Raw genomic sequence first — 11376 nt, 5'->3', positions numbered from 1 at the left:
GAACTCGCGACCCCGACCTTGGCAAGGTCGTGCTCTACCAACTGAGCTATTCCCGCATTCGCTGTTAGTGGTGCGCATTTTACGGAAATTCAGATAAGTGTCAATTACAGATTTAAAAAAATTATCTAACCGTTTAAAAAAAGTTCATTTTGTTCAAATAAATCACAGAAAATGATGGAAAAATGGAATTTTATGTAATTTTCTAATTTCTACTTTTATCACTTTTTCCTTTGTGCCAAAATGCTAAACGTTTTTAGCACGTAAAGTGCGGTTGATTTTTTCATTATTTTTAGAGGATGTTATGACACAACAATATGCTATCGATACTTTATTAGCTCAAGCGGGCAATCGCAGTGATGAGCGTACGGGCGCGGTTTCTACACCAATTTTTCTTTCTACGGCTTATGGTCATTATGGTATCGGTGAAAGCACGGGATTTGATTACACGCGTACCAAAAACCCAACTCGTACAGTATTAGAAGAAACGATAGCTAAATTAGAGAATGGAGATCGTGGTTTTGCTTTTTCTTCTGGGATGGCGGCAATTCAAGTTTTGATGACGCTTTTCACTGCACCAGATGAATGGATCGTTTCTAGCGATGTGTATGGTGGTACTTATCGACTATTAGATTTTTCTTATAAAAATAACAATAGTGTAAAACCTGTTTATGTTAATACAGCATCAGCTTCAGAAATTGAGGCTGCCATTAACCCAAATACGAAAGCGATTTTTATTGAAACCCCATCAAATCCTTTAATGGAAGAATGTGATGTGGTTGAAATTGCAAAACTTGCCAAAAAACATAACTTAATGTTGATCGTGGATAATACGTTTTTAACGCCAGTGCTTTCTCGCCCATTAGATTTAGGCGCTGATGTGGTGATTCACAGCGGGACTAAATATATTGCTGGTCATAATGATGCACTTGTCGGGTTGATTGTTGCAAAAGGGCAAGAACTTTGTGATCGCATTGCTTATATTCAAAATGGTGCAGGTGCAGTACTTTCTCCGTTCGATTCTTGGCTGACTATTCGCGGTATGAAGACCCTTTCTTTACGCATGAAACGCCATCAAGAAAATGCACAAGCTATTGCGGAATTTTTAAAAGCTCAACCACAAGTGGAATCGGTGCTTTATCCAAATAAAGGTGGGATGTTGTCTTTCCGTTTGCAAGATGAAGCTTGGGTTAATACGTTCTTAAAATCCATCAAATTGATTACTTTTGCAGAAAGTTTAGGCGGTACAGAAAGTTTTATTACTTATCCAGCTACTCAAACCCATATGGATATTCCAGAAACCGAGCGTGTAGCTCGTGGGATTACTAATACCTTGTTGCGTTTTTCAGTCGGTATTGAAGATGTAGAAGATATTAAAGAGGACTTATTACAGGCTTTTGCAAACTTAAAATAATTGGAGCAAACCATGAAAATTGCAATCTATAGCACTAAAAGCTATGACCGAAAATATATTGAGCTCATTAATTCAAAATATAATTTCGATTTAGAATTTTTTGATTTTATGCTGAACGAGAGCACTGCACGTTTAGCAGAGCATTGCGAAGTAGTATGCATTTTCGTGAATGATAATGGTAGCCGAAAAGTATTAGAAAAATTAGCCGCACTTGGCGTGAAAATCGTGGCTTTGCGCTGTGCTGGTTTCAATAATGTTGATTTAAAAGCCGCTCAAGAATTGGGCATTCAAGTTGTACGCGTTCCCGCTTATTCGCCTGAAGCGGTGGCAGAGCATACTATCGGTTTAATGATGACATTAAACCGTAGAATTCATCGTGCTTATCAGCGTACCCGAGAAGCGAATTTTTCTCTTGAGGGGTTAATTGGGTTCAATATGCACGGACGCACGGTCGGCGTAATCGGAACAGGCAAAATCGGGATCGCAGTGATGCACATTCTGAAAGGTTTTGGCATGAATATCTTGGCGTACGATCCTTTCAAAAATCCACTGGTGGAAGAACTGGGGGGACAATATGTTGAATTAGATGAGCTTTATGCTAAATCTCATGTCATTACGCTTCATTGCCCGGCAACGCCAGAAAACTATCATTTATTAAATCGCGAGGCTTTTGCCAAAATGAAAGATGGCGTGATGATCGTTAATACGAGTCGCGGCTCTTTGATTGATACCCAGGCTGCAATTGATGCGTTAAAACAGCGCAAAATCGGTGCGTTAGGTATGGATGTTTACGAGAATGAACGAGATTTATTCTTTGAAGATAAGTCTAACGAAGTGATTCAAGATGATATTTTCCGTCGTTTATCTTCTTGCCATAATGTATTACTAACAGGTCACCAAGCGTTTTTAACGGAAGAGGCACTAACCAATATTGCGGATGTGACTTTATCAAATGTTTATAAATTGAAATCGGGTAAAGTGTGTGAAAATATTGTTTTGCCGTCTTAGCTTTTGGCAATTAAAACGATTAGTTTACATTTTTTAAAACGGTGTTATTCTGCACCGCACTTGTAAGTTTAAAAAAAGCCCTTATATAGGGATTCCATTCACAAAATAAGGAAAACAAAATGAGCGAAGTATTACACATTAATGACGCAGATTTTGAAAGTGTTGTAGTTAATTCAGATATCCCTGTTTTATTAGACTTTTGGGCACCATGGTGTGGTCCTTGCAAAATGATTGCACCAGTCTTAGATGAACTTGCGCCTGAATTTGCTGGTAAAGTTAAAATCGTGAAAATGAATGTGGATGACAACCAAGCAACCCCAGCACAATTTGGTGTTCGCAGTATCCCAACATTATTATTGATTAAAAATGGTCAAGTTGTTGCAACTCAAGTTGGGGCATTACCAAAAACTCAATTGGCTAACTTCATTAACCAACATATTTAATCGTTGCTTAAAGCTATAAGTAAATTTAGAGCATTGATAAGATTGCCCCTTAATGGGGCAATTTTTTTGTCTGAAATTTTGATGGACGACCTGATGAGAATCAAAGCACTTGCTCAAATTCTATATTTAAAGGAAAGGCTTTGGTTATCGTGTTGTAAATAAAACAACAGCGTAATGCGTTTTGCGTGAGTTGTGTGAAGATATCATCGGTTAAATCCGATGAGATAAAAATTTTAATTTTTCCGTCATTAATGACAGGTTGCTCACTATAGCCACGAACGCCCAGTAAGGTTAAAGGATTGGCGAGGTTGAGCCAAATTTTTCCTTCCATTTCTACAATATCGGCACGTTGTTGAGCAAAATGGGCTTTTACACTGCTCAAAATTCCACCTAAAATAGAAACAGCGAAATAATCCATCGCACTTTTTTGTAACGATTGGTTATCAAAATTGACTTGTGAATAGAGCGAAATACTGTCATTCGGGGTGAATAATTTAATTTCTTCTCCGCGTAATACGGCTCGATATTTAGCGGTAAAACATTCACTTTCAGGTACGTTATACATAACGTTCCCTCAATATTGATTTTGCCTCATTTAATACCTTAAGTTTGGCTTCAATAATGTCCAATCCATTTAAAGGGCGGTTAGAAAAAGTGGCAAATCCACAATCTGGATTTAGCCAAATTTTCTCTGGTAGAAGGTAATTTAAAGCTTTTTCCGCTCGTTGAACAATCTGATCTATGGTTTCCACCTCATCAGAACGAGGATTGATGACGCCTAAGCCTAAAATACATTTTTGTCTTAAGATTTCACTTTCTAATAACGAACTTAATTCTCCCGCTCTTGGCGTAGAAAATTCGAGCATTAAAATATCAGGTAATGCCGATTCAAATAAATCCACTAATGATGTATAGGGCCCGCGCAGTAATACGCTTTCATCTTTGCTCCAGTTGCCTCGGCATACATGTAGTGCGGTTTTGATATTTTTATTTCTTGCATACTCAAAGATTTGAGTAATTAAACTTTTTGCAAACTGTAGTTCTGCTGCAAAATCTTGTTTTTCGCTTAATGCGGCACACATAAATGAACGTGTTTGATGATGGCTAAAAATAACTTCTGTCAAAACAGGCTCATCAAATTGAACTACGCTTACGCCTAGCTCACACAAATGATCAATTTCTTGCTTTAAGATAGCAACAACATCTTTTGCCATTTCTTCTTTTGATGAATAATGTTGCCCTGACACAGGCGAAAGCCACATGGAGCGAGCCATTAAGTAAGGCCCTGGCAAGGTTGCTTTAATTGGTTGCTTGGTTAGATTTTTTAGTAGTAGCATTTCATCTGCGACTAAAGATTGTTTGTAGCTGATTTTTCCCACGCAAATGGCATTTTTTATGGAAAGTGCGGGAACATCCAAGGTTTCTAGCATTGACTCAAAAATTTGCTTTTCTTTAATGTGATCGAGCATTTCACTCATGCTCATTAAGGTCGCGCCTTGAATTTTTTGTGCAATAAAAGAAAGGTAATTGTCGCGAAGTAATTCGCCACTCGTGATAATATCTACGCCAGTACGTTGTTGAAGTTCGACAATTTGTTTCGTTTCTTGAACAACGATTTGCTCAAGCTCTGCTGTGGTTATTTTGCCAAGTGCGTGCTTTTTACGCGCCATCAAAAGTGCTTGGCTACGAGGCATTGAGCCTAAAAGGGAAGTCGTGAAAGGTTTCATAGAAAATCCACAATGATGGGCGTTTATTACACGCCCATCATGACATATTGATCTTAAAAGAATTTTAAATATTCATTGGCAGCTTGTAATTGAGCAAAACCTTTTGTTCTACCCGCAACCCAACGTTTTAATCCTTCCAAATCCATCATTTCTTTATGTTCTGGATTGTTGTAATCCATTTTGAACAAGGTTTCGGTGAATGCATTGAATTTGGTTTCATCTAATCCCACGCGTCCACTGAAAATACAATGGTCAAATGATGGTGTTTTTGCGAGTACTCGAACTGTTGCAGTATCGAGAGTGCCATCTTTTGTCCAACGTTCAAAGTTGAAATCTAACATCCATGTTGCCGCGACTTGGCGATCTTTTAATGCATTGGCTGCATCTAATTCACCGCCTACATGATCACCGTGCAAACCAACACCCACATCAAAGCGTTTTTCTACATAATCTTGACCAAATTCCAAGCCATGTTGATGTAAAAACTCGATTGGAATTAACCGCGCTTGTGGGGAATCAATCGCACCAAAAGCAATAGTTTTATTTTTCAAATCTTCAATAGATTGGATGTTTGGATCATTAACAACTAAATAGCTTTGACGATCTTGATCGGTATCACGCATGGCACCATTTAAGGTTTTACCGCCACTACGTAAGTAACCATCTAACCAAGCTAGGGGAGAGTTCCACGCCACATCAATTTCATTATTGAGTAACGCATCAACTTGTCCTTTGTAGTCTTTGAAATACACGGGTTCAATAGGGAAGCCTTCTTTTTCGAAAAAGTCTGCAATAATTCCCCAAATAACCGTCACTTGTGGGGCGTAGATTACCGCCCCGATTTTTAATTTCTCACTCATTTTTCACCGCACTTTATGGAATTTGTTGACCTGTAATGGCTTTACCTAACCAAATATTTAGCACATCGACACTTGGCGCCATCACTTGGCTTGCTAATGCATCGCGTAAATAGCGTTCCATTGGCCCCATTTTGTTATAAGCCTTGCCTCCGCCAATACGCATACCAATTTGAGCAAGAGCAATAGCATTTTCGCTCGCGAGAATTCGGGCAGCTAATAATTTAGCCAATGCATCTGCATCACCTTCTGTGGCTGCACGAGCCGCATCACGCGTAGCACATACAGCAGCGTTTGTATTTGCATAGATTTTAGCTAAGTGAATTTGCACGGTTTCGATTTCAGCTAATGCAGTGCCCGATGTGTATTTACGGTGTGTTGAATGTTTAATTGCCTCAGTAAGCACGGCTTTACAGACGCCGCTATAGACAGCTGCCAAGCCACAAATAAAGGCGGGTGCAATGCCACCAAATACTTGTTCTGCGCCTGAGCCAATTTCTCCAATACGCCAACTACGATCTAATGGCATATCGGTCATGCGCATAAAGCAAGAAACATTGCTACGCATACCTAAGCCATTCCAGCTATCGGCTTCAAAAGTTAACCCTTGAGTACCAAGTGGAAGCACCCAGTTATCAATAGTTTCACCATTTTCAGAAGGCAAAAGCGCTAAATAATAAGAGGCATAATTGCCCGATGTTACCATGGATTTTAAGCCATTGAATACTGCATATTCAGCATTAAATTGTGCGGTTGCATCAGTAATATAGAAGTGAGTACCCGTGCCTAATTCACTATAGGCGAGTGCGGCAAAGGTTTGATTTTGAACAATATCAGAAAAGATTTTTTGTTTGAGTTGATCGCTGCCGAATAGATTTAAACAATTCACTGCAACGTTACTCATCATGTAACAGAGACCAGCTGAAGCAGAACTTTCTGCTAACGCCATACAGACTTCAGCATGTTCTTTTAGGGTTAATCCCATTCCGCCGTATTCTTTCGGAATTAAAAGTGAAAACCAACCAGCTTTACCTAATTCCTTAAATGCCTGAATAGGAAATTCTTTTTTTTGATCGAGTTCGTCGGCGTAAGGCTCAATAAACTGTTCCGCTAACTTTCTCACCTGAGTATAGATTTGCGACATAATATATCCTTATTGTGTGTTGAGAAAAACTTTCTACGAGGCGGATATTATTATGCTCAGTTTCTTTTTTCTAGTATTTAATTCAAAATAATTTCAGTAATGTGACGTGGATCAAGAAAAAATCTGGCAAGCATTTTCCCATGTGACTTTTTTAATCAATTCAGCAGGTTCATTTCTTAAGGCGCAAAGGGCTTTAAAACTTTCCACAATACGCTCTGGTCGATTAGGCTGACCTTGAAAACCAAATACAGGCATATCTGGACTGTCTGTTTCCAACACTAAGGCGTCAAGTGGTAGTTTTGCAATCGCTTGACGAGTTTTATTGGCGCGTTCATAAGTGATAGTGCCGCCAACCCCGATTTTATAGCCTAAATCAACAAAGCGTTTTGCTTGATCGTAGCTGCCTGAAAAACCGTGTACCACGCCAAGTTTAGATAATGTAATACGTTTTAAAAAAGTAAAAATTTGATCATGGGTTTTTCGACTGTGAATATTGACGGGTAAATTAAATTGTTTTGCCAAATAAAGTTGGCTTTCAAAAAAATGACATTGTTTTGCCCAAAGTTCATCTGTGAGCAAATCGGGAGTCGCGCGTTCCAAACCAATTTCTGCCACCGCCGTGCAATTTGCATCACGATTTTTTAAGGCTTGTTCTAACAGAATCAAATCATTTTCGGCGTGTTCTTGAATATAAAGAGGATGTAACCCAAGCCCATAGCACAAATTATCAGGAAAAAGTGCGGTCATATTTTGGATTGTTTTAAAATCAGCTTCTTTCACCGCCACAATCAGTATTTTTTGCACATCAGCTTGCTTAGCATTATCAATAAGCTGTGACAAAGGTTCCCCAGTAAATTGTTGGAGATAATCGAGATGCGTGTGAGTGTCGAAGAAAGGCATGAGCATTTTCCTTTAGGTCGATAAAAAATGGCGGAATTTATCCGCCATTCATAATTATTCTACTGAAACAGATGTAATTACTACATCTTCAGTTGGAACATCTTGATGAAAGCCTTTGTTGCCTGTTTTCACTTTTTTGATTTTATCAACAACATCCATGCCTTCAACCACTTCACCAAATACTGCATAGCCCCATTCTTGAACGACTTCACGACCAAACATTTCTTTTGAACGATAATTTAAGAAATCATTGTCAGCCACGTTAATGAAAAATTGTGCGGTCGCTGAATGTGGATCTGAAGTGCGAGCCATTGCAATGGTTCCACGTTTGTTACTTAAACGATTGTTTGCTTCATTTTGAATTGGTGCTTTGGTTGCTTTTTCACGCATACCGCTTTCCATACCGCCGCCTTGAATCATAAAGCCATCAATAACACGGTGAAAAATTGTGTTATTATAAAAACCGTCTTTGCAGTAATTTAAGAAGTTTTCTGCTGTAACTGGAGCTTTATCAAAATCCAATTTAATTTTAATGTCGCCAAAGTTTGTGTGTAATGTAACCATTTTGTTTTCCTTCTGAAAAATTAAGGGTCGTATTATTCCACAATCGAGGTAAAAGTGCTATAAAAGTGCGGTTTGTTTTTATTTCATTTTACGAGCTTAAAAATGCTAAAAATTTTCAATACCTTAACGAGAGAAAAAGAAATCTTTAAACCTATCCACGAAAATAAAGTGGGAATGTATGTTTGTGGCGTCACTGTTTATGATTTGTGCCATATCGGTCATGGACGCACTTTTGTGTGTTTTGATGTGATTGCCCGTTATTTGCGTTCTTTGGGTTACGATTTAACTTATGTGCGTAATATTACGGACGTAGATGATAAAATTATTAAACGTGCGTTAGAAAACAAAGAAACCTGCGACCAGTTAGTGGATCGCATGGTGCAAGAAATGTATAAAGATTTTGATGCACTTAATGTATTACGCCCTGATTTTGAACCTCGTGCGACCCATCATATTCCTGAAATTATTGAAATTGTGGAAAAATTGATTAAACGCGGACATGCTTATGTTGCGGATAATGGCGATGTGATGTTTGATGTAGAAAGCTTCAAAGAATACGGAAAATTATCTCGTCAAGATCTTGAACAATTACAAGCTGGTGCACGTATTGAAATCAATGAAATCAAGAAAAATCCAATGGATTTCGTGCTTTGGAAAATGTCGAAAGAAAACGAACCAAGTTGGGCTTCCCCTTGGGGCGCAGGTCGTCCGGGTTGGCATATTGAATGTTCGGCAATGAACTGCAAACAACTTGGTGAACATTTTGATATTCATGGCGGTGGTTCTGATTTAATGTTCCCTCACCACGAAAATGAAATTGCACAATCTTGCTGTGCGCATGGCGGCCAATATGTGAATTATTGGATCCATTCTGGCATGATTATGGTGGATAAAGAAAAAATGTCGAAATCCCTCGGCAATTTCTTCACAATTCGTGATGTATTAAACCACTACAATGCAGAAGCGGTGCGTTATTTCTTATTAACGGCACATTATCGTAGCCAGCTAAATTACAGCGAAGAAAACTTGAATTTAGCACAAGGTGCATTGGAACGTTTATACACGGCTTTACGCGGAACAGATCAAAGTGCGGTTGCTTTTGGCGGAGAAAATTTTGTGGCAACTTTCCGTGAAGCAATGGATGATGATTTTAATACGCCAAATGCACTTTCTGTTTTATTCGAAATGGCGCGTGAAATTAACAAGTTAAAAACAGAAGATGTTGAGAAAGCCAATGGACTTGCCGCGCGTTTGCGTGAATTGGGGGCGATTTTAGGATTACTTCAACAAGAACCAGAGAAATTCTTACAAGCGGGTTCTAACGATGATGAAGTGGCAAAAATTGAAGCGCTGATTAAACAACGTAACGAAGCGCGAGCGACTAAAGATTGGTCTGCCGCAGATGCAGCACGTAATGAATTGGCAGCTATGGGAATCGTATTAGAAGATGGGCCGAATGGAACAACTTGGCGTAAGCAATAAATTCAAACGTTAAATCATTTCCATTAAAAAGACTAAGTTCGGTATTCAATCGAACTTAGTCTTTTTATTCTTTCATCATTTCTTAATATAGGATTTTAATGTTTGTTCCACTTCATAAATCCAATCCAACTCATGCTGCGTGAAACCCGCTTGAATACGAGCATCGGTATTAATGACACCTTTAAAAATTACAATATGGTATTTGTGTAACAGCTCAGTAAAGCATTTCATCGCATCCAAACCACGTTTTTTAGAAAGGGCGTGATACCAATGATTGCCGATATACACATGGCCAATTTCATCACGCAAAATAATATCCAAAATGTTCACTGCGGCAAAATCTTTACGTTGTGCGATTTTCTCTTGCAGAACAGGTGTTGCATCGAGGCCTCTTGCTTCTAATACACGAGGAACTAACGCCATTCGTTCCCAAATATCGTGAGAGGTGGCTTGCGCCATTTCCCATAATCCAGCATGAGCTTCAAAATTACCATATTGATAACCCAATGTTTTCAAATGTTCATTGACTAAGGAAAAATGCGTGCTTTCTTCACGAGCGACACGCAACCAATCTTTCACAAAAGCCAAACCTTCGCCAAGTTCTTCTTGTGCATTACGCCCGAATCGCCAAGCTGCATCTAAGCCTAAATTAATCGCATTAAACTCGATATGTGCGATAGCGTGCAATGTGGCAGCATAGCCTTCTTCTGTGGCAAAAGAACGTTTTGGCACATCTTTCGGTGTAACTAAGAGCGGTTTTTCAGGAAAAGCGGCAATATTATCTTGCGGCACGACTTCGGGAAAATCTTCTAATTTTGTCAACTGAATTTGTGGCAGAAGATTATCGTAGAGATCATTAACTAAACGACATTTTTCTTGTGGATTCGCTGTTTTTAGTGCGGTTTCAACTTGTTGCCAAAATTGTGTAATAAGTGCGGTCATTTTTTCTCTCTTATTCGTTAAAACGGATCAAGCCTTCTTGTTGTGTTGTCGCGATTAATTGACCATCTTGCGAGAAAATCTGCCCACGTGCTAAGCCTCGCCCTCCAAACGCATTATTGCTTTCAATTGCGTGCAAATGCCAGTGATTTAAATCAAACGGACGATGGAACCAAATACTATGATCAATGGTTGCGACTTTCATTCCTTTTTGTAAAAAGCCTTTTTCGTGCGGATGAAGTGCGGTCAAAATACAGTGAAAATCGGAAAAATAAGCCAATAAACATTGCTGAATTTTTATATCAAGCAGCGTTTCACCATTGGTTTTAAACCAAGAATATTGCTCGGCTGGCAATTTTGTCCCGTTAAATGGGTTATTCAAATATTTGGTACGTACCTCAAATGGACGCTCTGCTGCAAATTTTTCATTGAGTGGTTCTGGCAAGGTTTGAGCTACTTTTTGTAGCATCATATTTTCATCCGTAAAGTCTTCAGGCGTGCCAACATTTGGCATCGTATTTTGATGCTCAAAACCTTTTTCTGGCACTTGGAAAGAAGCGGTTACATGGCAAATGGTATTTTTATGTTGAATAGCTTTCACGCGTAATGCAGAAAAGTTACGCCCTTCACGCAAGGTTTCCACATCGTAAATAATCGGATATTGGCTGTCTCCTGGTGCAAGAAAATAGGCATGACAAGAATGTAAAATGCGATCTTCAGGCGCGACCTGCATTGCCGCTGATAATGCTTGAGCCACAACTTGCCCACCAAATACTTGGCGAAAACCTAAATCTTGGCTTTCACCGCGAAAGATTAAATCATCAATTTTTTCAAGTTTAAGAAGATGAATGAGGTTATTGAGAATATCTGACATATTGCTTTCCTCGAGGATAAGAAAAAG

General features: G+C 38.9%; 12 protein-coding genes. 4 read left to right on the top strand and 8 right to left on the bottom strand.

What is annotated here, in order from left to right; translation table 11 throughout:
• Positions 1-301: 301 nt before the first annotated feature.
• The 3 genes from ABW51_RS06785 to trxA all read left to right on the top strand — a co-directional run bounded on the left by ABW51_RS06785 (position 302) and on the right by trxA (position 2862).
• A complete protein-coding gene (locus tag ABW51_RS06785) occupies positions 302-1411 on the top strand; it encodes a methionine biosynthesis PLP-dependent protein (RefSeq protein ID WP_053466113.1) in 1110 nt (369 codons plus the stop codon).
• Between the two features lie 12 nt (positions 1412-1423).
• Positions 1424-2419, top strand: a complete 996-nt coding sequence (locus tag ABW51_RS06780) for a 2-hydroxyacid dehydrogenase (RefSeq protein WP_053466112.1) — start codon at positions 1424-1426, stop codon at positions 2417-2419.
• Positions 2420-2538: 119 nt separating this feature from the next.
• Positions 2539-2862 (top strand): thioredoxin, encoded by a 324-nt coding sequence (gene trxA, locus ABW51_RS06775; RefSeq protein ID WP_005627940.1) that lies wholly within the window; start codon positions 2539-2541, stop codon positions 2860-2862.
• A gap of 100 nt (positions 2863-2962) precedes the next feature.
• Here trxA and ABW51_RS06770 read toward each other — a convergent pair whose 3' ends face one another.
• The 6 genes from ABW51_RS06770 to ABW51_RS06745 all read right to left on the bottom strand — a co-directional run bounded on the left by ABW51_RS06770 (position 2963) and on the right by ABW51_RS06745 (position 8054).
• The gene (locus ABW51_RS06770) at positions 2963-3427 is read right to left on the bottom strand and encodes a hypothetical protein (protein WP_053466111.1); all 465 of its coding nucleotides are present in this window, start codon (positions 3425-3427) and stop codon (positions 2963-2965) included.
• Entirely contained in the window at positions 3420-4589 is a 1170-nt protein-coding gene (locus tag ABW51_RS06765; RefSeq protein WP_053466110.1) for a cobalamin-independent methionine synthase II family protein, read from the bottom strand. The genes ABW51_RS06770 and ABW51_RS06765 overlap by 8 nt, the downstream gene beginning before the upstream one ends.
• Positions 4590-4642: 53 nt before the next feature.
• Complete coding sequence (locus ABW51_RS06760) at positions 4643-5449, bottom strand: phosphate/phosphite/phosphonate ABC transporter substrate-binding protein (protein WP_053466109.1); 807 nt, start codon at positions 5447-5449, stop codon at positions 4643-4645.
• Between the two features lie 13 nt (positions 5450-5462).
• The gene (locus tag ABW51_RS06755; protein WP_053466108.1) at positions 5463-6590 is read right to left on the bottom strand and encodes an acyl-CoA dehydrogenase family protein; all 1128 of its coding nucleotides are present in this window, start codon (positions 6588-6590) and stop codon (positions 5463-5465) included.
• Between the two features lie 111 nt (positions 6591-6701).
• The gene (locus ABW51_RS06750; RefSeq protein ID WP_053466107.1) at positions 6702-7490 is read right to left on the bottom strand and encodes a TatD family hydrolase; all 789 of its coding nucleotides are present in this window, start codon (positions 7488-7490) and stop codon (positions 6702-6704) included.
• Between the two features lie 54 nt (positions 7491-7544).
• Entirely contained in the window at positions 7545-8054 is a 510-nt protein-coding gene (locus tag ABW51_RS06745; protein ID WP_005634038.1) for a peptidylprolyl isomerase, read from the bottom strand.
• A 102-nt stretch (positions 8055-8156) separates the two neighbouring features.
• Between ABW51_RS06745 and cysS the strand changes: the two genes are divergently transcribed.
• On the top strand, positions 8157-9536 hold the full coding sequence (gene cysS / locus ABW51_RS06740) for a cysteine--tRNA ligase (RefSeq protein WP_053466106.1): 1380 nt from the start codon (positions 8157-8159) through the stop codon (positions 9534-9536).
• Between the two features lie 75 nt (positions 9537-9611).
• Here the strand turns inward: cysS and ABW51_RS06735 are convergent, their stop codons facing one another.
• Together ABW51_RS06735 and tesB are read right to left on the bottom strand one after the other, a co-directional pair.
• Positions 9612-10478, bottom strand: a complete 867-nt coding sequence (locus ABW51_RS06735; RefSeq protein ID WP_053466105.1) for a ferritin-like domain-containing protein — start codon at positions 10476-10478, stop codon at positions 9612-9614.
• A gap of 10 nt (positions 10479-10488) precedes the next feature.
• Positions 10489-11349, bottom strand: a complete 861-nt coding sequence (gene tesB, locus ABW51_RS06730; protein WP_053466104.1) for an acyl-CoA thioesterase II — start codon at positions 11347-11349, stop codon at positions 10489-10491.
• Positions 11350-11376: the final 27 nt, after the last annotated feature.

This window comes from Haemophilus sp. C1 (assembly GCF_001276515.1).
In the GTDB taxonomy this organism is placed as follows: Bacteria; Pseudomonadota; Gammaproteobacteria; order Enterobacterales; family Pasteurellaceae; genus Haemophilus.
The sequence above is the reverse complement of the archived record's forward strand: the minus strand, read 5'-3'. Positions and strand labels throughout refer to the sequence as shown.

What these genes read in the sequence shown, in the direction of transcription:
- ABW51_RS06780 (WP_053466112.1), top strand. Translation starts at nt 1,424, where the DNA reads ATGAAAATTGCAATCTATAGCACTAAAAGCTATGACCGAAAATATATT.
- ABW51_RS06765 (WP_053466110.1), bottom strand. Translation starts at nt 4,589, where the DNA reads ATGAAACCTTTCACGACTTCCCTTTTAGGCTCAATGCCTCGTAGCCAA.
- ABW51_RS06770 (WP_053466111.1), bottom strand. Translation starts at nt 3,427, where the DNA reads ATGTATAACGTACCTGAAAGTGAATGTTTTACCGCTAAATATCGAGCC.
- tesB (WP_053466104.1), bottom strand. Translation starts at nt 11,349, where the DNA reads ATGTCAGATATTCTCAATAACCTCATTCATCTTCTTAAACTTGAAAAA.
- cysS (WP_053466106.1), top strand. Translation starts at nt 8,157, where the DNA reads ATGCTAAAAATTTTCAATACCTTAACGAGAGAAAAAGAAATCTTTAAA.
- ABW51_RS06755 (WP_053466108.1), bottom strand. Translation starts at nt 6,590, where the DNA reads ATGTCGCAAATCTATACTCAGGTGAGAAAGTTAGCGGAACAGTTTATT.
- ABW51_RS06750 (WP_053466107.1), bottom strand. Translation starts at nt 7,490, where the DNA reads ATGCCTTTCTTCGACACTCACACGCATCTCGATTATCTCCAACAATTT.
- ABW51_RS06745 (WP_005634038.1), bottom strand. Translation starts at nt 8,054, where the DNA reads ATGGTTACATTACACACAAACTTTGGCGACATTAAAATTAAATTGGAT.
- ABW51_RS06785 (WP_053466113.1), top strand. Translation starts at nt 302, where the DNA reads ATGACACAACAATATGCTATCGATACTTTATTAGCTCAAGCGGGCAAT.
- ABW51_RS06760 (WP_053466109.1), bottom strand. Translation starts at nt 5,449, where the DNA reads ATGAGTGAGAAATTAAAAATCGGGGCGGTAATCTACGCCCCACAAGTG.
- ABW51_RS06735 (WP_053466105.1), bottom strand. Translation starts at nt 10,478, where the DNA reads ATGACCGCACTTATTACACAATTTTGGCAACAAGTTGAAACCGCACTA.
- trxA (WP_005627940.1), top strand. Translation starts at nt 2,539, where the DNA reads ATGAGCGAAGTATTACACATTAATGACGCAGATTTTGAAAGTGTTGTA.